Below are 22,670 nucleotides of genomic sequence, written 5' to 3' on the forward strand. Positions count from 1 at the left end.
CGCAGTCGGGACGAATCAGGCCGCGGTGCTGTGGCTGGATTCGGAGGCAGGTGTGACGGGGAACGCCGAAGATGAAGACCCGGTGTCCCGCTCGCTCGATGCAGGTTGCACAGCCTGGGTACACGCCACGAAATCTTCCTGGCGCAGCAACGTCAGGGCAATCAGCGACGCGATCCCGGTGCCGATGTAGAAATACCACGGTGAGCTGATGTCGCCGGTTTGCTGAATCAGCCAGGTCGAAATCAATGGCGCGCTGCCCCCGAACACGGCCACCGGAATGTTGTAGGCCACCGCGATACCGGTCGAGCGAATCCGGGTTGGCAGCAGCTCACTCATGGTCGCGTAGGTCGACGAGGCGTACAGCCCGAACAGAATCGCCACGGCCATCAACGGCCAGATGAACGTGGCAGGCGTTGCGGTCGGTGCCGCTTTAAAGAACCAGTACATCGCCATCGTCGCCAGCACACCCACCACCATCAGGAATGGTTTGCGCCCGTAACGGTCGGTGAACGCTCCGCCCAACGGCATGACGAACGCCGCCGCGAGGCTGGCGATGAACACGTAGAACAGCGTGGTGCCGCTGTCGAACTTGAGGATGCGCGACATGTAGGTCGAGGCGAAGGTCAGCACCAGATAAAAGATCGAGCTGTGCAGCGTGATGATGAAAAACACCAGTGCAATCGCCCGCTTCCACTGCCAGACCTCACGCAGCGGCGCCTTGGAGGTTTCCCCGGCTTTTTGCAGCGCAAGGAATTCCGGGCTGTCTTCTAGTTTCAGGCGAATGTACATCGAGATCATCCCCATGGGGCCGGCGATCAGGAACGGCACACGCCAGCCCCACGATTGCATCGTCTCCGCGCCCAATACCCAGGTCATGCCATTGGCGACAGCGCCCCCGAGGAGCAGCCCCAATACCGCCGTGACCATTAGCCAGCAGGTGGAAAAACCACGGCGACCGGGCCCGGCGTACTCGGAGATGAAGCTGGTGATGGTGCCGATCTCGCCACCGGCCGAGAAGCCCTGGACGCAGCGGATAAGGATCAGCAGCACCGGAGCGGCGAGGCCAATCGACGCGTAGGTCGGCAGGAATCCGAGCAGGCAGGTCGAACCGGCCATCATCATCAACACCGTGATCAGGGTCTTGCGACGACCGATCTTGTCGGCCAGCGGACCGAAGAACAACCCGCCCAGCGGCCGCATGAAAAAGCTCAGCGCGAACGCGGCGAAGCTGCTCAGCAGGCTGGTGGTGGGGTTGTCGGAAACGAAAAACGCACCGCCGATGTACACCGCCAGAAAACCGTAGACGCCGTAGTCATACCATTCGATGAGGTGGCCGGAAATCGCGCCAATGAAGGCGCGGCGACGTTGCCGTTCGGGATTTTGTTGTTGAGTTGCCATTGTTGTATTCCTGTCTTTTGTTGTTATTCAAGGAAAAACATCATGGTGAAACGGTGCACTCACACCGCCGCCGCGCTGCGCTCCTTCAACCAGAGCCGCAGATCGGTCTTGAGCACTTTTCCGTAGCTGTTTTTCGGCAGTTCGGCGCAGAACACGTACTTTTTCGGCTTTTTGAACGAGGCCATGCGCGAGACGAACCACTCGTTCAACCCGTGCTGATCGACCGCCTGCTCTTCACGCGCCACGACGAACGCCACCACCGATTCGCCCCACTCCGCGTCCGCTTCACCGACCACGCAAACTTCGAAAACGCCGGGGTGCGTGGCCAGCACTTCCTCGACCTCGCGGGGGTACACGTTGCTGCCGCCGGAAATAATCACGTCCTTGGAGCGGTCGGTCAGGGTCAGGCAGCCATCCGGGTCGAGATACCCGATATCGCCCGTGAACAGCCAGCCATCGACGAGGGTTTCGCGGGTCGCCGCTTCGTTGCGCCAGTAGCCCTGCATCACGGTCGCGCCGCGCACGGCGATTTCTCCGGCCTGCCCGCTGGCAACCGCATGCCGCTGGGCATCGACGATTTTGATTTCGACACAGGACTGCGCCATGCCCACCGACGCCACCCAGCGTTCCCAATTCGGGTTGCTCCGGTCCGCGATGGCCTGGCGGCTCAAGGCGGTCACCGTCATCGGGCTTTCACCCTGGCCGTAGATCTGAATCAACCGTGGACCAAACACCTCCACCGCTTCACGCAGATCCGCCACGTACATCGGCGCGCCGCCGTAGATCACGCTTTTCAGACCCTCGCCAGAGTAGCCCTGACGCTTGGCCTCTTCGACCATCCGCTTGACCATGGTCGGCGCTGCGAACAGCGACACCTGCTCCAGCCCTCGCGCAAGATCGAACAGCTCCGCCGCCTTGAACCCGCGCGACTCGGGCACCACATGCCGGGCGCCGCAGCGCACATGGATGAAGTTGTACAGCCCCGCGCCATGGGACATCGGCGCGGCGTACACCACGGCATCGTCAGCAGACACCTGATCCACATCCAGCGGGTAACACAGCGACATGGCCATGAGGTTGCCGTGTGACAGCATCACGCCTTTGGAGCGCCCCGTCGTGCCCGAGGTGTAGAACAGCCACGCGAGGTCGTCGGTGTTGCGCGAAGCAGGCACGTTCAGCGCTTCACCTTCGGCCGCCAGAGAAGCCAACGAACCGTGAACCGCCACTTCCGTGCACGAGACAGGCAACTCTCCGAACGCGAACACTTGGCCGTCATCGGTGACCATCAGCCGCGCTTCGGCGTTTTCGGCGATCCAGCCGGCTTCGGCGGCGTGCAGTTTGCAGTTGATCGGCACCGCGACCGCGCCGATCCACCAGATGGCGTAAAACAGCTCCAGGTATTCGCAGCAGTTCTTCATGAACAGCGCGACCCGGTCCCCCGGCTGGACGCCGTATTCCTCACTCAAACACCCCGCACGGACCTGCACGCGTCGGGCAAATTCGGCGTAGTCCGCGACCTGTTCCGTACCGCGAAACAGTGCCGGGCGTTCGGGCCAGCGCCGGGCCGCATCGTTCAACCAATGAGCAATGTTCATGGTCAGGCCCTCCGCGCTTGCAGCACGGTGGCGTAATTGGCGACGGCCATGCCGCCCATGTTGAACAGCAGCCCGAATTCGGCGTCTGGCGCGGCAAGGCCGATGGGGTTGCCGGTCAGTTGATGGAACGCCATCGCATGCATCGACACGCCGGTAGCACCGACCGGATGCCCCTTGGCCTTGAGGCCGCCTGACAGGTTGACCGGCAGACGCCCGCCCGCCTGCACGATGCCGTCGTCCAGCGCGCGATGGCCCTCGCCTTTCGGCGCCAGACCCATGGCTTCGTAGATGAGCAGTTCGGCGATGGTGAAACAGTCATGGACTTCGGCGAACCCGATATCGGCCAGCGTCACCTCGGCCTGACGCAGCGCCGCGTGAATCGCCCGCTGCGGGCCTTCAAAGGCGAGAATGTCGCGCTGGGCGATGGGCAACACGTCGTTGACCTGACGCGCACCGCGAATCAGCACTTCACGGCGAAACAGACGGGCACGTTTTGGCGAGGCGAGGATGATCGCTGCCGCGCCGTCGGTGATCAGCGAGCAGTCGCTCAGGCGCAAGGGCGAGGCAATCACCGGGTTGCTGTCGGACACGGTATTGCAGTGTTCGAACGGCATCGCCTTGTGCATGTGCGCCAGCGGGTTGGCCATCGCGTTGGCGTGGTTTTTCGCGGCAATCGCCGCCATCGCCGACATCGGGCTTTGGTAGCGGTCGCGATACTGGGCGGCGGCAATGCCAAACAGTTGAGGAAAACTCAGGCCGGCCTCTTCGGCATCGTTCTGATACCCGGCACCGGCGAGGGCCTGGGTGACCTGCGCCGTGGTGTTGGAGGTCATCTTCTCGGCACCGACCACCAGCACCAGTTCGGCAGCGCCGGAGCGGATCGCGTTGATCCCGGCTTGAATCGCAGCAGAACCAGAGGCACAGGCGTTTTCGCAGCGGGTGGCGGGTTTGAAGCGCAAGGCAGGGTCGGCTTGCAGCACCAGCGAGGCCGGAAAACCGTCGGGTACCAGCCCGGAATTGAAATGCCCGAGGAAGATCGCGTCGATTTCCGAGGCGTCAATCGCGGCATCGTCCAGAGCCTGACGCGTGACTTGCACAATCAGGTCTTCAAGGGTGGTGTTGTCCAGTCGCCCGAACCGGCTGTGACCGGCGGCAACGATGGATACGGCGTCATTGACCATTTTTATTTTCTCCTTCGCAATGAGCAGGCGTTCTTTACAATGCCCACCACGAAGCCCCCTCGCCAGTTCGTACAACTACGTATAGGGATGAGTAGTGCCAAAGGCCGATACTGGTCTGGAAGACGACAATAAAAACAGCGAGACAGCGCGATGAAAGATGAGTCCGACCACCTGCAGGACCTGGAACGGCTGGCGTTTCAAGTGTCTCCCGCGCCTCAGGTCATCACCGGCAATCGTCGCATGCTGGATTTCAACGACGCCTTTCTGAAGCTGTTTGGCTATGAGCGCGACGAGTTGGCCGATCAGTTGATTTTGAAGCTCTACCCCTCACAAGCCGACTATCAGGCCATCGGCGAGCGCAGCCTGAGCTGGCTGCGCAACGCCCTTAACGGCGCGTATTCCGACGAGCGTTTCATGCAGCACCAGAGCGGCGAGGTGTTCTGGGCGCGGGCCAACGGCTACACCTTGACCCCTGACGAACCCTTCCAGTTGATGGTCTGGCATTTCGAGCGCATGGACCGGGCCATTCGCCCCACCGTCAATCTCACGCCCAGAGAACGCGAGATTTCCGCGCACATCGTCAATGGCCTGACGTGTAAAGAGGTTGCCCGCAAACTGTCGATTTCCCACCGCACCGTCGAAGTCCATCGCGCACGCCTGATGAAAAAGCTGCAAGCACGAAACAGCGCCGATCTGGTGTCGAAAATCATTGTTCTGCGCTAGGCAGTGCGCACCTTGCGACGCTCAAGAGCCAATCGAAGCGATGGCCCGCGCCAGCTCTGCCTGGTTGAAGGGTTTAGGCAAGCGCGGCAAGCGCTGGGCCAAGGGCGAAACCGTGTCGGTGAACCCTGAGGAAATGATGATCGCCAAGGCCGGGCGCAAGCGGGAAATCTGCTCGGCCAGCTCGGAACCGGACATCGCGGGCATGACGTAATCCGAGATCACCAGATCGAAATCGTTGTGCTCGCGAATCAGGGCCAACGCCTCGTCGCCATCGCTGGCGGTCAGAACCCTGTGCCCCAGGTCCTCGATCATGGCCCGGGTGCTCAGCACCACCAGCGGATCGTCGTCGACAAACAGCACCTTGAGCTGTTGGGTGGGGAGCGCCGCAATGCGAGGGAGGGTTTCGTTCGCTATGGGGCTCGGTTCGCTCGCCACCTTTGAAATGGGCAGCCACAGCTCGGCGGTCGTGCCGAGGCCGGGTTGGCTTTTCAGGACCAGCTTGCCGCCCGACTGTTCGGCCAGGCCGTGAATCATCGACAAGCCCAGACCAGTGCCTTTGCCCAGCCCCTTGGTGGTAAAGAACGGCTCCATCGCCCGTTGCAGCGTGGCCTCATCCATCCCGGTGCCGGTGTCGGCCACCGAGATGCAGATGAACGGCTCTTCGGTCGATTCCGGCGAACGCCAAAACGCGGCTTCCCGGGCTGAGACTTCAATGTTGCCGCCGTTCGGCATGGCGTCCCGGGCGTTGATCATCAGGTTCATGATCGCCATTTCCAGCTGACCGGCGTCGACGAACACCTGCCGCAGCAGCAGTGGGAATCGGGTGTCCACCGAGATGTTCGCCCCCAACGAGTGCCCCAGCAGCTCGGACATGCCGCGAATCAATGTCCCTACGTCGACGGGCTCCGGCGCCAGCTCCTGACGCCGCGCAAACGCCAGCATGCGCTGGGTAAGGGATGAACCCCGATGGGCGGCGGCAATGGCGTTGTCGAGCAAGGACACGGTTTTCCCATCGCCGGACAGGCGCTTCTTGACGATGCCCAGGCTGCCGAGAATCACCGTCAGCAGGTTGTTGAAATCGTGGGCGATGCCGCCCGTGAGCTGGCCGATGGACTCCATTTTCTGTGACTGGTAGAGCGCTTCCCTCGCCTCTTTCAACGCGGTCTGCGCCATGACCGAGTCCGTCACGTCGCGGGTGATCTTGGCAAAGCCGATGATGACACCGCCCTGATCGCGAATCGGGTCGATCACCACGTGCACCAGAAACCGCGAGCCGTCCTTGCGCACCCGCCAGCCCTCGCCCTCGAAGCGCCCTTCGCGCACGGCGATGTCCAGCGAGCGTTGCGGCATGCCCGCCTGCGCGTCAGCGGGTTCGAAGAACAGGGAAAAATGCTGGCCGATGACCTCATCCGGCGTATAGCCCTTGATGCGCTGGGCGCCCGCGTTCCAGGTGGTGACGATGCCCGTCGGGTCGAGCATGTACAGCGCGTAATCCGTGACGCCCTGCACCAGCAGGCTGAATTGCTGCTCACTGCGACGCAGGGCTTCCTCGGCCTGGCGCCGCTCGGTGAGGTCGCGGGTGACTTTGGCGAAGCCAATCAACGTGCCGTCAGCGGCATGAATCGGGTCGATGACCACCAGCGCCCATAGCCGCGTGCCATCCTTACGCACTCGCCAGCCTTCCCCTTCGAAACGTCCCGAGGTCGCGGCAATGGACAGCGCCCGCTGAGGCAAACCGGCCAGGCGGTCTTCTTCGGTGTAAAACAGGGAGAACGAACGACCGAGAATCTCCGCCTCATCGTACTGCTTGATCCGCCGCGCCCCGGAGTTCCAGCTACAAACGATGCCTGCGGTGTCGATCATGTAAATCGCGTAATCGAACACCGCATCGACCAGCATCCGATAGCGGTCTTCCTGGGAAAGCAGTCCTGATGACGGCGCGGGTGGTTGCATGCTGGCCTCTAAGGCTATGAAGGTGGATGGGGAGCTTGAGCGGCCAGCTTTTCGTTACGCCCCGTCCGGTTTGAGGAGGGATTTGACCCGGTCTACCACGGCGTGGATGTCGAACGGTTTGTCGAATACCTCAAGGAACAAGTCCCGACGCGCCATGCCCAAATGCGCCTGAGCGCCGCTCATGAGCATGATGGGAATCTCATTCAGTGTCTTGTGTGCCCGCACGGTCTCCGCCAGCTCGATGCCGTTCATCCCGGGCATCATGTAATCGGTAATGATTAGCTGCGGGCGCTCTCGCTCCAGAATGGTCAGGGCACGCTGGCCGCTGCCAGCAGTCACCGTGAGGTAGCCTTCATCCTCAAGCGCGAAGCTGAGTACGTCGGCGATCAGGTATTCGTCATCGACGATCAATATCGTGGTCATAACGCCCCCGGCCTGCGCAACCCGCCATGAGCGAGATCGCGGCGACGACCTTTAGGCGTGATGGGTTGAGCCAGGGGCATGGAAATGAACCTTTTTGACGTCGAGACCCTGATCGCTGAAGACCACCTCCAGTAATGCCGGATCGTAGGGGTTGTCCCTTATTTTAAGAATGGACAGCTGGCGTTTAAGTTCAGCCGATTCCTGCACGAACCGCAGCACCAGCAGGTTGTCGACGATGCAGGACAAGTCAGGCGCCGGGGCGTCTATCTCGCCGCCCAACAGGCTGATGACTTCCCACGACGCGACGACCGTGACATTGCGCGCCCGCAACTCGCTCATCAGCGCCGTGTAGAGGTCGAGAATCCGCGATTTGTCCGCGGCCACCCGGGTCATGCCGCCGAGGCTGTCGAGGAACACCCGCTTGATGGATTTCTCTTCGACCGTGCGCAGCAGTTCCAGCGCGAGCTTGTCGATCAGTTCGGTGGTGATCGACTTCCACATGATTGTCAGCGCGCCCGAGGCTTCGAGGGTTTCGAAGTCCAGGCCGAGGGAAGAAGCTTTCATGCGCAGGCGCTGAGGAGACTCGTAGAAACCGAAATGCAACCCCGGTTCTTCCACCGTTGACTGGCCGAGAAAGCTGAGGCCCAACGACGTTTTGCCGGAACCCGAAGGCCCCATCAGCAACGTCACCGACGAAGCCATCAGGCCGCCACCGATCAACCGGTCCAGCCCCGGCACACCGCACGGGACCACGGTGATGTGATCACTGTCACGCATGGAGGAATGCGTCACCGTGCTTTCCAGACGCGGGTACACCACCAGGCCGTCTTCGGTGATTTCGCATTCGTGGGCGCCTGGAATGGCACCGCTGCCCCGGGTCTTGCGCATCTTGATGCGGCGGATGGATTTGATGCCGACCAGTTCTTCGCCCAACTCCAGCACGCCATCGACCATCGTGTGCTCGGGGCTGCCGTCGTCCAGCTGAGAGCTGGTGAGGAAAAACACCGTACAGCCGGCGAACGCAGCGTGACCCTGCAATTCGGAGATGAAGCGTTTGGTGTTGAGCGGCGAATCGGCGCGGGAGCGGGCGTTGAGCAACCCGTCGAGGATCATGACAGTGGACTTCTGTCGAACGATCTCACGGCGCAGCAGCTTGACCACTTCGTCCAGCCCGTCGTTTTCCATGGTGTCGAAAGCGCTGACAAACTGGATCTGGTCGCCGATCTTATCCTTGTCGAAAAAGCTCAGGGTCGAGAGAAACTGGAACAGTCGCTCATGGGGTTCGGCCAGGAGGGTCGCGAACAGCACGCGGCCGCCATCGCGGGCATGGTTGAAGCCGATCTGGTTGGCCAGAATGGTTTTGCCTGAACCGGGGCGGCCTTGAATGATGTAGGAAGACCCGGCGACGAAGCCTCCCTTCAACAATTCATCCAGCCCCTGAATTCCGCTCTTGAGGCGTCTTAGCTGGTTCAAATGTGCTCCCTCCGCCAGTGATCGTCAGCGGTGCGAACGATACGCACGACGAAAGACGCATTCTTTCGCGTTTGGCGCCGCTTTCCAAGCGCAATCATCATTCGTGGCGAAGACTTACGGCACAACCCGCGAAATAGCCTCATGGCCGCGACGGTGTTTTTTCATCCGCTTGCTCTGGGACGCAGCTTTCGGTTTCCGCTTTCGACTGCTCGCTGCGCCGCTCCGGGTCATGGGTTTGATCGGCGCCGACAAGGGGAATTCGGGGGTATCGTCGGAAGAATCGACGGGTTCGTGATCGGGGGTGTGAGAACCCATGGCCGCTGCCTCTTTTTCAGGAATGCAGGGGTTGGAGTGCGGCGGGTGCCAGAGGTGCGTTTTTTCTGATGTGGCCAGCGCTGAACCCGTGGGAGACGCCGGAGGTTACGACGGCAGCGATCTGTTGCGAAGCAACAGCAAGTCCTATGCACGCGGTCTGCCGGGCACACGACATGCCCGGTTCGTCCCGCCTTTCACCTCAATCTCAATCAAGCGCCCTCAAACACGCTTCAAGAATGTCCAGCCCTTCGTTCAGCACCTCGGGCTCGATGGTCAACGGCGCCAACAACCGGATGATGTGCCGGGATTTGCCGCTCGGCATGAGCAACAACCCGTGTTCCCGAGCCATTTGCAGCAACTGCGCCATCTGTGCCGTGGCGGGTTTGCCTTCCGGGGTGATGAGTTCAATCCCGCGCATGGCCCCCACACCGGTCAAACGGCCCAGGTACGGCGATACCTTTTCGGTTTGCCAACGCTCGTAACGCGCCAACAACGTCGATGAATACTGCTCGTTCCACGCCGACAAATTCGCATCGGTCATGACGTCGAGCGTCGCCGACCCCGCCGCGCAGGCAATCGGGTTGCCGGAATAAGTCCCGCCCAATCCGCCTTTAGGCAGCGTGTCCATCAGAGATTTGCGCCCGACCACCGCGCCCAGCGGCACGCCACCCGCGATGCTTTTGCCCAGCAACAGCAGGTCCGGCTCGATCCCCAGACGGCTGAACGCAAACCGCTCCCCCGTCCGCCCGAACCCCGATTGGATTTCGTCGACGATCAACACAATGCCCTTGTCGTCACACAGCTTGCGCAACGCCTTCGCGAACAGCGGGTCCAGTGCCAGAAACCCGCCCTCGCCCTGCACCGGCTCGATGATGAAACACGCCACTTCGTCGATGTCGATTTCCACGCTGAACAACCGGTCCAGCGCCTTGAACGCTTCTTCCGCAGACACGCCGTTGTCTACGCTCGGGTACGGCACGTGGAACACCGGCCCCGGCAGCACGCCCACTTTCTGTTTATAGGGCGCGACCTTGCCATTCAAGTTCAACGTCGCCAGCGTGCGGCCATGGAACGCCCCGTCGAACGCGATGACCGCCGTCTTGCCGGCGTGGCCGCGCACGATCTTCAAGGCGTTTTCCGCCGCCTCCGCGCCGCTGTTGGTGAGCATGCCGCTGACCGGGTAGCTCACCGGAATGAACGCCGCCAGCCGCTCGATGAACTGCTGATACGGCACGTGGGGCGCGGCGTTGAATGCGTAATGGGTCAGGCGCTGGGCCTGCTCGCAAATCGCCGCGACGATCTGCGGGTGGCAGTGACCCAGGTTCAGCACGCCAATGCCACCGACGAAATCGATGTAGCGCTTGCCGTCAACGTCCCAGACCTCGGCGTTTTTTCCGTGGGTCAGGCTGACGGGGTGGACGAAGGAAATGGAGTTGCTGACGGAAGGGAAAGCCATGCTCAAGCGCCTTGCGGACTGTGGGAATGGCGCCTATCTAAGCGATGAAGCGCGTTTTCTCACAAGCGAAATAAAGGCAACGGGTCATTCCGCCAAGGACTGAACCCGCACTGACCCGGTGCGCCGCACCAACGTAACGCATGCCCGCGGGCAGGGTTTCGGGGCGCCCACCTGCGTTCAGGGAATTCACCAAACCCCGCCCGATTCATCGATCAACGATTTTTGAATCAAACCAATCGAAATCGACTCACCCCGGTCACCGCCCCTTGCCCACTGCGGCGAATGACCACGCCCGCAAAATGAATCACTTGAATCATTTCGGAAATTTCTGGCACAAGCGTTGCAATTTCACCTGCAACTCCCGCTTTCAGGTGATGCGCCCGATGGACCGCGATCTGCTCTGCAGCCAGCTTCAACAACAGTTCGAGGACTTTCCACGGCAAGAGCGCGCGGCCGCCAGTTTTATTCTGGACAACCCCCACGAAATCGCTGTGATGTCGATGCGCGACATCGCCCGGCTGGCCAACGTCCCGCCTTCGACCATGACCCGCCTGGCCAAACGCATGGGCCTGTCCGGCTACGACGACCTGCGCGAACTGTTCATCGATTCGCTGCGCGGGCAGAACAGTGCCTACGGCTCTCGCGCCCATGACCTGGTGGAACTCAAACAGCGGGTCGGCGAGCAGCGAGTGATTCAGGACATGGCCAACAACGCCATCGAACAGATTCAGTCGATGTGCAGCCACGACAACCTGCGGGCGATTTCCCGCGCCGTGGCGCTGCTCGCCGGGGCGCGTCAGGTCTACTGCCTGGGCATGCGTTCCTCGTTCGGCGTGGCGTTTCAGTTTTCCCACGTCGCTTCTTACTTCGCGAGAAACGTGCGGTTGGTGGAAGGCGCGGGTGAAAGCGGCGTCATGTCGATCATCAACCAGACCAGCCCCAAGGACGTGGCATTGGTGTGCAGCCTGCCGCGTTATTCGCGCCGGCTGATCACCCTGACCAACTACCTGCACCAACAGGGCGTGCGCATCATCACCATCACCGACAGCCTGACCTCACCCACCGCAAGGCTGGCGGCGGAAACCATCATCGTGAAGAACCAGACCCCGTCGTTCTACGACACCATCGTCCCGGCCATGTTGGTCAGCGAGATGCTGGTGGCGTTGATGTCGGCCGCCTCGACCCAGGACGTAGAAGCCTCGGTCACCCACACCGAAGAAAAGCTGCTCAGCCTCGGCGAGTGGTGGGACCTGGGCTAGCCCCGCTTTCAATTTCTGCCGTTTTTCAATCCGATTCGACCCCTTCATCTACCGGAGCGTCCTGATGAAAGCCAGACCGTGCAAGCCATTCAGCCACATCCTCTTCGCCGCCGGGCTCAGCGCCCTGCTCTGCTCCACCTTCGCCCAGGCCGGTGAAGCGCTGGACCACATCCTCAAGGCCAAGGAACTGCGCGTCGCCGTACCCGTCGACTACCCGCCCTACGGCTACGTCGGACCGGACATGGTGCCCCAGGGCCTGGACATCGACGTCGCCAACCTGATGGCGAACAAGCTCGGCGTGAAGCTGCAACTGGTGCCCGTGACGGCGCCCAACCGCGTGGCCTACATCCAGTCCGGCAAGGCGGATTTCACCATTTCGTCCCTGGGCAAGACCGCTGAGCGCGAGAAGGTCATCGACTACAGCATCGCCTACTCGCCGTTCTTCGACGCGGTGTTCGGCAAGGCCGAGTTGCCCGTCAAGTCCATGAGTGACATGGCGGGCAAGACCGTGTCCGTGACCCGTGGCTCGATGCAGGACAAGGAATTGACCGACATGGCCCCTGAAGCGATCACCAAGCGTTTCGAGGACAACAACAGCAGCATCTCGGCGTTCCTGTCCGGGCAGACGCAAATGGTCGCCATCGGCACCACCGTCGCTGCCGCGCTCAAGCAGAAAAACCCGAACATGGACATCGCGCTCAAGGTGGTGCTGTCCAACGCGCCCAACTACATCGGCATGAACAAGGACGAGCCGGAGCTGCGCAACAAGGTCAACGAGATCATTCGTCAAGCCAAGGCAGACGGCACGCTAGACGCGATCTCGCAGAAATGGCTGGGTGCCCCGGCTGGCAACCTGCCGGAATAACCATGAGCGAGTTCACTCCTTCACTGGTCACTCTGGCGCGCTGGAGTTCGGGCCTGCAACGGGCGGACATCCCGCCAGCGGTGCAGGACGCCGCCAAGCGTTGCCTGATCGACACCCTCGGCGTGGCGCTGGCGGGCAGTCGCAGCACGGTCGCCGCCCAGGCCCGTGCGGTGATTGCGGTCACGGCGGGCGCAGGCGAATCGACGGTGTTGGGCCAGGCGCGAAACGCCGCCGCCCCGGCAGCAGCGTTTGCCAACGCTACGACGGCCCATGCGCTGGATTTCGACGACAACTGTTATCCCGGTTTCGTCCACGGTTCGGCGGTGATCCTGCCCGCCGCGCTGGCCGTGGCGCAGATGCGCGACCTGAGCGGCGCTCGCTTGCTGGCGGCCATCGTCGCCGGGGCTGAATGCGAATACGCGCTGGCCAAGGCGTTGACGCGGCAGATTTACGACCGGGGCTGGTGGACCACCGGCGTGCTCGGCGTGGTCGGTGCTTGTGCTGCGGCCTGTCATGGGCTGGGGCTGAACGCGGAACAGACCGCCGCTGCGCTGGCCCTTGCTATTGCAGGCACCGGCGGGATGAAAGCCGGGTTTGGCAGCGACGCCAAGATGCTCATGGCGGGGCGCGCCAGTGAAACGGGCGTGATCGCGGCGCTGTTGGCCAGTCACGGCAGTCGCGGCCCCCTGGATGTAATCGAGCATGAAAAAGGTCTGGCGGCGATGTTCAACGGCGGGCTCCTCAACCCCTTGCCCGCCCTGGGCAGTCGCTGGAGCCTGATTTACCCCGGCGTGGACATCAAACGGGTGCCGGTGTGCCTGTCGTCCCATGCCGCCATCGATGCCCTGCGCGAGTTACTCGATGAGGGCGAAGTCAGGGTGGAGGACATTGACGCGATCCTGTGCGACGTGCCGCCCATTGTGATCCAGAACCTGGTGCACGACGCGCCGGTCACCCGCCAGCAGGCCCAGTTCAGCATGCCGTTCGCGCTGGCCTGCACCGCGCTGCTCGGTGACATCACCCTCGCCTCACTGGACGCGACGGTTCTGGCACGCGCTGACCTGCAACACCTGATGAAACGGGTCCGCATGGCGAGCAGCGTCCGTTGGCAAACCGCTCTGCTGGATTCAGCGCCCGAAGGGGCCTGGGTGAAGGTCGTGCGCCGCGACGGCACCTGCGTCGAGCGCTTTTGCGCGATGCCGGTGGGGTCCGCGTCACGGCCCCTGTCGAGCGCCCAGCTTCACCACAAGTTCATGCACTGCGCGAAAGGCGTGTGGCCTGTCGCCCGCGCTCAACGCTTGTTCGATGAACTCTCGCACCTGGAAGACCTGCCCGGCGTTCGCGACCTGCTCGTCTGCGAAACGCCCACTGTGGAAACGATGCAATCATGACCCTCGATTTTTCTGTGGTACTCAAGCAATGGCCGATGCTGCTCGATGGCCTCGCATTGACGGTCGGCCTGACACTGATCGCGGCGGTCCTCGGCACGCTGCTGGGCATCGCCTGCGGGGTGATCCGCAGCAAAGGCCCACGCTGGGCGCGCTGGCTGATCGGCACGTACGTGGAGCTGATCCGCAACACCCCTTTCATCATTCAGCTGTTCTTCATTTTCTTCGGCCTGCCGGGGCTGGGCCTGAAGATGACCGCGCTGACCGCCGCGATTCTGGCCAACGTAATCAACCTCGGCGCCTACGTCAGCGAGATCGCCCGTTCCGGGATTGAAGCCACGCCCGACGGCCAGATCGAAGCCGCCGAAAGCCTGGCCCTCGATCGCTGGCAGATCTTCACCCGCGTGATCCTGCCGCCCGCCCTGAAACGGGTCTGGCCCGCGCTGGTGGGGCAGATGGTCATCATCATGCTCGGCTCGGCAGTGTGCAGCCAGATTTCGGCGGAAGAGCTGTCGTACGCGGCCAACCAGATCGCCAGCAACTCGTTCCGCAATTTCGAAACGTACATCGTCGTCGCGGCCTTGTACCTGCTGCTCTCCATCGCCCTGCGCCGCCTGCTGAATTGGGTCGGCCCGCATTTCATCTTCGGTCGCTGAGGGCCTGACATGTACGAATTCACGCTGTGGGACATCGCCCGGAACCTGCTGCTGGCGGCGCGCTGGACGGTCGGCCTGTCACTGATCGCCTTCATTGGCGGCGGGTTGGTGGGTGGATTGCTGGTGGTATTGCGCCTGACGGGCACGCGCACCGTGCGCCGTCTGACCATGCTGTACGTGCAGCTGTTTCAGGGCACGCCGCTGCTGTTGCAGCTGTTTCTGGTGTATTTCGGCCTGTCGATGTTCGGCATCGAAACCAGCGCGCTGGTCGCCGCCTCGATCTGCCTGACGCTGTACGCCAGCGCCTATCTGAGCGAAATCTGGCGCGGCAGCGTCGAGTCCATCGACCGAGGTCAGTGGGAAGCGGCCAGTAGCCTGGCCCTCAGTTTCGGCGAGCAGTTGCGTCACGTGATTCTCCCCCAGGCCCTGCGCGCGGGGATCGCCCCGACCGTGGGCTTCATGGTGCAGGTGGTCAAGGCCACGGCGCTGACCTCAGTCATCGGTTTTGTCGAAATGACCCGCGCCGGCCAGATCATCACCAACGCCACGTTCCAGCCGTTCTTCATCTACGGGTCGGTGGCGCTGATGTATTTCGCGCTGTGCTTTCCGCTGTCGCTGTACAGCCGCCGACTTGAACACCAACTTCGTCGCTAAGGACCTCTCACATGACTGCGTCATCTCACCACGACGCCGGGGCCGCTTTCGCTCTGGTGGACATTCGCGGCCTGCGCAAGCGCTTCGGCGACAACGAAGTGCTCAAGGGCGTGGACCTGCAAATCGCACGCAAGGAAGTGGTCTGCATCATCGGCAAAAGCGGCTCGGGCAAAAGCACCCTGCTGCGCTGCCTCAATGGACTAGAGCGTTTTCAAGAAGGCTCGGTGGTGGTTGATGGCCAGCCGATCCAGCCCGACAACCGCGCCGCGATGCGCGAACTGCGGCAGAACGTCGGGATGATTTTCCAGGGCTTCAACCTGTTCCCGCACCTCACGGCCGGGCAGAACGTGATGCTCGCGCCACGCCTGGTGCAAAAGACCGCCGGGGCAGACGCCGAACGGCAGGCGCGCAAGCTGCTGGAGCGGGTCGGCCTCGGCGAGCGCTTCGACGCCTTCCCTGATCAGCTCTCCGGCGGCCAACAGCAGCGGGTGGCGATTGCCCGTTCATTGGCGATGAACCCGCAAGTCCTGCTCTGCGACGAGATCACCTCGGCCCTCGATCCCGAACTGGTCGGCGAAGTGCTCCAGGTCGTCGAGGGCCTCGCGGCCGAAGGCATGACGCTGATCATGGTCACCCACGAAATGGCCTTTGCCCGTCGGGTCAGCGACCGGGTGATTTTCATGCACCAGGGCCTGGTCCACGAAGCCGGACCGCCCCACGCACTGTTCGATAACCCGCAGACCGTCGAGCTGCGGCGCTTTCTTTCACTGGATCACTGACCGCTGCACGCGACGCTGCTCATTCAGACACACGCTCAGAATCACAATCAGGAGACACCCATGGATTTCCCGTTGACCGTTCCACCGTCGAAAAAACACCAGAGCTTCCTGTGGTCGCCCATTTGCACCGACCTCGACCAGCTCGACGCCCACGTGGCGATTCTCGGCATCCCGTTCGGCAAGGCGTATGTCGCCGAGCACATCAGCAACGACCAGAGCAAGGCGCCGGACGCCATTCGCGCCATGAGCGATCGGATCTGCCGTGCCTTGCACCATTACGACTTCGACGTCGGTGGCCCGATCTATGACAACCGCGCGCTGAAGGTCGTGGACTGCGGCAACGTGCCCGCCGACCCCACCGACCTCAACAGCCACAGCCTGCGCGCCGAACAGGCTGTGCGCAAAATCCTCGACGCTGGGGCAATGCCGGTCATCCTCGGCGGCGACCACAGCATCCCGATCCCGGTGCTGCGCGCCTACGAGGGCCGTGGCCCGATCACCCTGATCCACATCGACGCGCACCTGGACTGGCGCGACGAGATCAACGGCGTGCGCGACGGCCTTTCCAGCCCGATCCGCCGGGCCTCGGAGATGGAACACATCGGCGAAATCTTCCAGATCGGCCTGCGCGCCCAAGGCAGCGGTCGTCCGGCGGATTACCAAGCGGCGGTGGATTACGGCGCGCACCTGATCACTGCCTATGACGTCCACGACCACGGCATGCAATCGGTGCTGGACCGGATTCCCGATGGCGGCCAGTTTTACCTGACCATCGACGCCGACGGCCTCGACCCGTCGATCATGCCCGGCGTGGCAGGCCCCGCGCTGGGAGGCATCACCTACGTGCAAATTCGCCAGTTGATTCACGGGCTGGTGAAAAAAGGCAAGGTCGTGGGCATGGACATCGTCGAAATCACCCCGGCCATCGACGTCAACAACCTCAGCTGCATCACGGCCGGCCGACTGATCGTCAACCTGATCGGTGCCGCCGTGCGCGCCGATTACTTCGACGCGCCGCCGCTGTAACGCCTATCCCCGGATTCAGCGCCAAGGACGGCCCCCTCTCTTTCTGCAACCCAGGCCCGATCACCATGCCCACCCATACCCGCATCCGCATGTTCAACACCAAGGACACTTACCCCAACCAGTCACTGGACAACGACCTGTGCCAAGCAGTCCGCGCCGGCAACACGGTGTACGTACGCGGCCAGTTGGGCACTGATTTCGACGGCAACCTCATCGGGCTCGGCGATGCACGCGCACAGGCTGAGCAGGCCATGAAGAACGTCAAACAGTTGCTGGAAGAAGCCGGCAGTCAGTTGCAGGACATCGTCAAGATCACCATTTACCTGATCGACCCCCGCTACCGTGAAGAGGTGTACCGCGAGGTCGGCAAATGGCTGAAGGGCGTGTTCCCGATATCTACCGGGCTGGTGGTGTCGGCCTTGGGCCAGCCGCAGTGGTTGATGGAAATTGATGTGATTGCCGTTATTCCCGATTGAGCCTGCACGGTTCGTCAGTTTCCCTCCAATTCACCACAGCGGCATTGACGATTGAGCGATGCCGCTGACGGTCTGATCCCGCCTCAACAGTGCACATCCCTTCCCCGCCAGGCGCTCCTACCCCGGCAATGATTCAATTCGCTCTCCGTTTGCCGGCGAACGACAGACAGCAACATCTGGACGGCAATCTGTTGATTCTGATCTTCGACAGGGCGCCGTCATGACTTTCGTTTTCCTGCTAAGTGCCTGCCTGCTGGCCGCCCTCCTCCCCTTTTTCAACGAGACGCTCACCGTTCCCCGAACGGTGGGCGTGACCCTGATCGTGGTTGGTGTGGTCACGATCAATTTCCGGCGTGACAGCGATCACGGCGCCAAGGAGTTCTCCCGATGAAAATCAGCGTCTTCGGTAGCGGTTATGTGGGTCTGGTGCAAGCGACCGTTCTGGCGGAAGTCGGCCACGATGTGGTGTGCATGGACATCGATCCGGCGAAGGTCGAGCAGTTGAGCAAAGGCCACGTGACCCTTTACGAACCGGGTCTGGAAAGCCTCGTCCGGGAAAACCTGGAAGCCGGCCGGCTGCATTTCACGGTGGATGAACAGCGCGCCGTCGAACACGGCGAGGTGCTGTTCATCGCGGTCGGCACCCCGTCACGGGCCGATGGTTCGGCAGACTTGAACGGGTTCTTCGCGGTGGGCGAATCCATCGCCCGGCACCGCATCGAGCCGGTGATCATTGTCGAGAAATCCACCGTGCCCGTGGGCAGCGGCGACGCGTTGCGCAGCCACATCGAACATCACCTGCGCCAGTCGGCCCGGTTGCTGAAATTCGATATCGTCTCCAACCCCGAATTCCTCAAGGAAGGCTCGGCTGTGAAAGATTGCCGTCGCCCGGACCGCATCGTCATCGGCTGTGGCAACCCCGACGTGTTCCCGGTGATGCGCGAACTGTACGCGCCGTTCAACCGCAACCATGACCGCATCATGTTCATGGACCTGCGCAGCGCCGAGCTGACCAAATACGCCGCCAACTGCATGCTGGCGACCAAGATCAGCTTCATCAATCAGATCGCCGAGCTGGCCGAACACCTGGGGGCTGACGTTGAATCGGTGCGCCTGGGCATCGGCGCGGATTCACGCATCGGCTACGACTTCATCTACCCCGGCTGCGGCTACGGCGGTTCGTGCTTCGGCAAGGACATTCGGGCGCTGATTCACAGCGCGCGGGAGGCCGGTTGCTCCAACGATTTGCTGAACGTGGTAGAGAACATCAACGAACGGCAGAAGAACAAGCTGTTCGACCGGATCAATGCGTTCTACAAGGGCGAACTGCGGGGCAAGACTTTCGCGCTGTGGGGCCTGGCCTTCAAGCCGAACACCGACGACATGCGCGATGCACCGAGCCGCGTGTTGATGGAAGCGTTGTGGGCAGCGGGTGCGACGGTGCGTGCGTTCGACCCGGAAGCCATGCAGGAAACCCAGCGCCTGTACGCGGAGCAGTCAAACCTGATGCTGATGGGCACGCCGGAATCGGTGTTGCTGGGCGCCGATGCGCTGATCGTCTGCACCGAATGGCAACAGTTCAAAGCACCGGATTTCGACCTGATCCAGCAACGCCTCAAAGCCCCGGTGATCTTCGACGGCCGCAACCTCTACGACACCGAACGCATGGCCAAACGCGGCTTTCAGTACTACCCCATCGGGCGTGGTGAATCCTGCAACCTGCCCATCCCCCAGCAACAATGGGCGCCGTATGAGCTGCTGGCCAACCACCACGCTGTCTGACACGCCGCCCTCCCCGTAGCCGTCCGGCGTGGCGGCGGCAGCGCCCCTCTGCCGCCACGGCCAGCATGCCGGACGGCTACAGCTGCTTTGTGTCGCGCCGGACTGCCCATGGGGGTCAGCACAATCCTTCGACACCGCAATTCTCGTGGGAGACGCCGGAGGAACGACGGCAGCGAAGCGGTGGGTCAGTTGCCAAATCAATCGCCTGACCCACCGCTTCGCGGCCGTCGTCGCTCCGGCTGCTCCCACAAGGTTCAGTGCCGTGCTCGCGTTCTTCGACAAGCACGATCGTGTGCGGGTTGCCGATGGCCGCGAGTCATGGCCGCCACGCAGGACTGCCACAGGTGATTTCTGTCGTCAGCACCATCCCTGGACACCGCCATTCTCGTGGGAGACGCCGGAGGGACGATGGCAGCGACGGCGTTGGGTCAGTTGCTGATCAATCGCCTGACCCACCGCTTCGCGGCCGTCGTCCCTCCGGCTGCTCCCACACGATTCCGCGCCGGGCTCGCGTTCTTTGCTCAAACACAATCGTGTCCGGGTGCGACGGGTGCGAGTCATGGCCGCCACGCAGGACTGCCACAGGTGATTTCTGTCGTCAGCACAATCCCTGGACACCGCCATTCTCGTGGGAAACGCCGGAGGGACGACGGCAGCGACGGCGGTGGGTCAGTTGCCAATCAATCGCCTGCCCCACCGCTTCGCTGCCGTCGTTCCTCCGGCTGCTCCCACAAGGTTCAGTGCCGTGCTCGCGTTCTTTGCTCAAACACGATCATGTTCGGGTTGCCGATGGCGGCGAGTCATGGCCGGACTGCCACAGTGGGTTTGTGTCGTCAGCAAAATCCCTGAACACCGCAATTCTCGTGGGAAACGCCGGAGGGACGACGGCAGCGACGGCGGTGGGTCAGTTGCCAAATCAATAGCCTGACCCGCCGCTTCGCGGCCGTCGTTCCTCCGGCGGCTCCCACAAGGTTCAGTGCCGTGTTCACGTTCTTCGCCAAGCACGATCGTGTTCGGGTTGCCGATGGCCGCGAGTCATGGCCGCCACGGCCGACACGCCGCAGGGGATGTGTGTCGTCAGCACAATCCCTGGACGCCGCAATTCTCGTAGGAGACGCCGGAGGAACGACGGCAGCGAAGCGGTGGGTCAGTTGCCAAATCAATCGCCTGACCCACCGCTTCGCGGCCGTCGTTCCTCCGGCTGCTCCCACATGGTTCCGCGCCGGGCTCGCGCTCTTCGTTCAAACACAATCGCGGCCGGGTTGCCGACGGCTGCGAGTCATGGACGCCACGGCCAGCACGCCGCGGTGCTACGGGCCGGGTAATCTGACGAGGATGTAATCCTCTTTATCGAACCGGCCGTTGAGCAGCACCGGCAGTTCACTGAGCCGGGTGCCGTGGAGTTTCTGGAAATCGTTGTTGCTCATGACCACGTTCGCCGGGCCTTGCACGGACAGCAGCTGTTCCGGGGTGTCGGTGAACACCGGTTGCAGGTCTTCATCGACGTTGACCATGAATTTGATCGCCTTGGCGTCTTTCCCCATCGAATGCAGCACCAGCGGCGCCTTGTCCGACCGCGTCGCTTCGCGCACCGCTTGAGTGAAATGCCGGGTGTCGTACAGCGTGCGTTCGGTTTTTTCAAACACGCCGATGTAGCTGATCCACACGGCCAGCACCGCACAGGCGGGTAGCCCATAGAGCCGCAGGCGCGGCCGCATCAACAGCGGTAACGCGACCAACTGCAAGATGCCCAGCACCGCGAGAATCGGGCCGATGTCGCTGAGGGCTTCGGGAAAACGCGGACGCACCGCCAGCAACCCCGCCATCAACACACCGGGAATGAAGCAACAGAGGGTCAGGATGAAACCACGCAGCCACCAGAAGCTGCGCCCTGAACGGACTTGAAACGGGTACGCGGCGATAATCGCCGCCATGGGCAACATCGGCAGGATGTAGCGCGCTTTCTTGGCTTGGGGAATCGACAACCCGACCATCACCGTCAAACCGGCAAAGGCACACATGTACAGTAAGTCCAGCGCTTCGCTCTGCTGTTTTCTCGCCGCCACCGCCACCGTCGCCAACACCACCAGCGCGAGCGGGTAAGCCAGCGCATAGTTGCCGAACGCGCTGCTGAAGTACCAGAACACCGGGCTGCTCCCCTCGCTGCCGTCCATGCGTGAGGTGAACTGCATGCGCACGACCTCGGCCAGCAATGCCTCCCCTCCGCTGATTCTCGCCAGCAGCAACAGCACCAGCACGCACGCCAACAGCAACACGACGGCCGCCAGCCCGACTGTCCAAAGACGGCGCCATTGCCGGCTCAAAACGTAATAGCTGCAGAGGACACCGGCGGGCACCACCAGTCCAATCGGGCCACGAATCGCGAAGCCGAGGATTAACAGCGCGAACACGGCGCTCAAGCGTCGGGCCGAACCAAAGTGATCGGTGGCGTAGGCGAGGTAAAACACGGCGAACGACACCGTGGCGAGCATCTGATCCAGCGACACGGCGCGGGTTTCGGTGATGAACGTATTGCTCAGTAGCAACAAGGCGATGCTGAGCCATGCCCAGCGGCGCGAGTACGGCGACAGCAACCGGTACATCAACCCCACCATCACCGCTGACGCGATGCAGGTCGGTAGCCAGGCGCTGAAGCTGGTGACCTGACCGAAGGGCAATGAACCGAGGTAGATCAACCACGTCGTAAAACCCGAGTAGTCCGGGTACGGCTCGCCGTAAGTCGTGGGGAACACGCCTGGACCGTGGCGCAGCATTTCCTGCGCGAACATCACGAAGCGAGAGTCGAATCCGATGATGCTCAGGTGCCAGCTGGCCGTCACGAATAACAGAAGGGCCAGTCCTCCTGCCCACCAGGCCTGGCGTCTGGCCCGAGCCGGGGTGACACCCGACAGAAACTCGGAAGCGATCGCTGTCAATACAGACTCCTGTGGGCACGCGGATCGGTTAACGACTGCCGGAAGCGTAGACGTGATCCAGAGATTCCGTGATGGCCTGTCGTCCACGACGGTTCACTGCGAAGCACAGCCGCCGCACGCACATTAACATTGCAATGCGGCGATAACGACGTCCGTTTTATTTCTCGCCCACTGTATGGCTGCGAGCGTGCACGCACGAAAAGTGAAGAATGACAGTATCGTCAATGGCAGTTCGTCACAGAGCGTTAATGGTTGACTGTCAAACTTTCGTGAAAACTGCGTGAGCGCCCCATGACATCTTTGTGACGCGTATCGGCGCTGGCCTCTGTGAT

At 62.2% G+C, this 22,670-nt stretch carries 18 protein-coding genes and 1 pseudogene; 11 read left to right on the forward strand and 8 right to left on the reverse strand.

Annotated elements, in window-relative coordinates; all coding sequences use genetic code 11:
• Positions 1-15: 15 nt before the first annotated feature.
• From AAEO81_RS17260 to AAEO81_RS17270, 3 genes are read right to left on the reverse strand one after another with little or no spacing between them, the layout of a single operon-like run.
• Complete coding sequence (locus AAEO81_RS17260; protein ID WP_341958126.1) at positions 16-1,398, reverse strand: MFS transporter; 1,383 nt, start codon at positions 1,396-1,398, stop codon at positions 16-18.
• Positions 1,399-1,457: 59 nt separating this feature from the next.
• Complete coding sequence (locus AAEO81_RS17265; protein WP_341958128.1) at positions 1,458-2,993, reverse strand: AMP-binding protein; 1,536 nt, start codon at positions 2,991-2,993, stop codon at positions 1,458-1,460.
• A 2-nt stretch (positions 2,994-2,995) separates the two neighbouring features.
• Positions 2,996-4,174 carry an acetyl-CoA acetyltransferase gene (locus AAEO81_RS17270; protein WP_341958130.1) on the reverse strand — a complete coding sequence of 393 codons (1,179 nt, stop codon included), beginning with the start codon at positions 4,172-4,174 and terminating at the stop codon, positions 2,996-2,998.
• Between the two features lie 150 nt (positions 4,175-4,324).
• On the opposite strand from AAEO81_RS17270, the gene AAEO81_RS17275 reads away from it, so the two are divergent.
• A complete protein-coding gene (locus AAEO81_RS17275; protein ID WP_341958132.1) occupies positions 4,325-4,897 on the forward strand; it encodes a LuxR C-terminal-related transcriptional regulator in 573 nt (190 codons plus the stop codon).
• A gap of 21 nt (positions 4,898-4,918) precedes the next feature.
• Here AAEO81_RS17275 and AAEO81_RS17280 read toward each other — a convergent pair whose 3' ends face one another.
• From AAEO81_RS17280 to AAEO81_RS17295, 4 genes are all read right to left on the reverse strand, one after another.
• Entirely contained in the window at positions 4,919-6,850 is a 1,932-nt protein-coding gene (locus AAEO81_RS17280; protein WP_341958134.1) for a PAS domain S-box protein, read from the reverse strand.
• Between the two features lie 54 nt (positions 6,851-6,904).
• On the reverse strand, positions 6,905-7,273 hold the full coding sequence (locus tag AAEO81_RS17285; RefSeq protein ID WP_341958136.1) for a response regulator: 369 nt from the start codon (positions 7,271-7,273) through the stop codon (positions 6,905-6,907).
• Between the two features lie 51 nt (positions 7,274-7,324).
• Entirely contained in the window at positions 7,325-8,746 is a 1,422-nt protein-coding gene (locus AAEO81_RS17290) for an ATPase domain-containing protein (protein ID WP_341958138.1), read from the reverse strand.
• A gap of 520 nt (positions 8,747-9,266) precedes the next feature.
• On the reverse strand, positions 9,267-10,517 hold the full coding sequence (locus AAEO81_RS17295; protein WP_341958140.1) for an aspartate aminotransferase family protein: 1,251 nt from the start codon (positions 10,515-10,517) through the stop codon (positions 9,267-9,269).
• Positions 10,518-10,900: 383 nt separating this feature from the next.
• Here AAEO81_RS17295 and AAEO81_RS17300 point away from each other — a divergent pair, with 383 nt between their 5' ends.
• The 10 genes and pseudogenes from AAEO81_RS17300 to AAEO81_RS17345 all read left to right on the forward strand — a co-directional run bounded on the left by AAEO81_RS17300 (position 10,901) and on the right by AAEO81_RS17345 (position 19,402).
• The gene (locus AAEO81_RS17300) at positions 10,901-11,776 is read left to right on the forward strand and encodes a MurR/RpiR family transcriptional regulator (RefSeq protein WP_341958142.1); all 876 of its coding nucleotides are present in this window, start codon (positions 10,901-10,903) and stop codon (positions 11,774-11,776) included.
• A 64-nt stretch (positions 11,777-11,840) separates the two neighbouring features.
• A complete protein-coding gene (locus tag AAEO81_RS17305) occupies positions 11,841-12,641 on the forward strand; it encodes a transporter substrate-binding domain-containing protein (RefSeq protein ID WP_341958144.1) in 801 nt (266 codons plus the stop codon).
• Positions 12,642-12,643: 2 nt separating this feature from the next.
• Entirely contained in the window at positions 12,644-14,032 is a 1,389-nt protein-coding gene (locus AAEO81_RS17310; protein WP_341958146.1) for an MmgE/PrpD family protein, read from the forward strand.
• Positions 14,029-14,685 carry an amino acid ABC transporter permease gene (locus AAEO81_RS17315; RefSeq protein ID WP_341958148.1) on the forward strand — a complete coding sequence of 219 codons (657 nt, stop codon included), beginning with the start codon at positions 14,029-14,031 and terminating at the stop codon, positions 14,683-14,685. The genes AAEO81_RS17310 and AAEO81_RS17315 overlap by 4 nt, the downstream gene beginning before the upstream one ends.
• Positions 14,686-14,694: 9 nt before the next feature.
• Positions 14,695-15,339, forward strand: a complete 645-nt coding sequence (locus AAEO81_RS17320) for an amino acid ABC transporter permease (RefSeq protein ID WP_166594634.1) — start codon at positions 14,695-14,697, stop codon at positions 15,337-15,339.
• An 11-nt stretch (positions 15,340-15,350) separates the two neighbouring features.
• Positions 15,351-16,118 carry an amino acid ABC transporter ATP-binding protein gene (locus AAEO81_RS17325; protein WP_341958151.1) on the forward strand — a complete coding sequence of 256 codons (768 nt, stop codon included), beginning with the start codon at positions 15,351-15,353 and terminating at the stop codon, positions 16,116-16,118.
• Between the two features lie 60 nt (positions 16,119-16,178).
• On the forward strand, positions 16,179-17,144 hold the full coding sequence (locus AAEO81_RS17330) for an agmatinase (RefSeq protein ID WP_341958153.1): 966 nt from the start codon (positions 16,179-16,181) through the stop codon (positions 17,142-17,144).
• A 65-nt stretch (positions 17,145-17,209) separates the two neighbouring features.
• Positions 17,210-17,620: a RidA family protein gene (locus AAEO81_RS17335; RefSeq protein ID WP_166594637.1), complete on the forward strand. Its 411-nt coding sequence runs from the start codon at positions 17,210-17,212 to the stop codon at positions 17,618-17,620.
• Positions 17,621-17,873: 253 nt separating this feature from the next.
• A pseudogene (locus AAEO81_RS17340) lies at positions 17,874-18,030 on the forward strand (4-amino-4-deoxy-L-arabinose-phospho-UDP flippase); the annotation flags it as partial.
• The gene (locus AAEO81_RS17345) at positions 18,014-19,402 is read left to right on the forward strand and encodes a UDP-glucose/GDP-mannose dehydrogenase family protein (protein ID WP_341964552.1); all 1,389 of its coding nucleotides are present in this window, start codon (positions 18,014-18,016) and stop codon (positions 19,400-19,402) included. The pseudogene AAEO81_RS17340 and the gene AAEO81_RS17345, both read left to right, overlap by 17 nt.
• 1,310 nt (positions 19,403-20,712) lie before the next feature.
• Here AAEO81_RS17345 and AAEO81_RS17350 read toward each other — a convergent pair.
• Positions 20,713-22,314: a phospholipid carrier-dependent glycosyltransferase gene (locus tag AAEO81_RS17350; protein WP_341964553.1), complete on the reverse strand. Its 1,602-nt coding sequence runs from the start codon at positions 22,312-22,314 to the stop codon at positions 20,713-20,715.
• Between the last annotated feature and the right edge of the window lie 356 nt (positions 22,315-22,670).

The organism is Pseudomonas sp. RC10, assembly GCF_038397775.1.
Lineage (GTDB): Bacteria > Pseudomonadota > Gammaproteobacteria > Pseudomonadales > Pseudomonadaceae > Aquipseudomonas > Aquipseudomonas bambusae.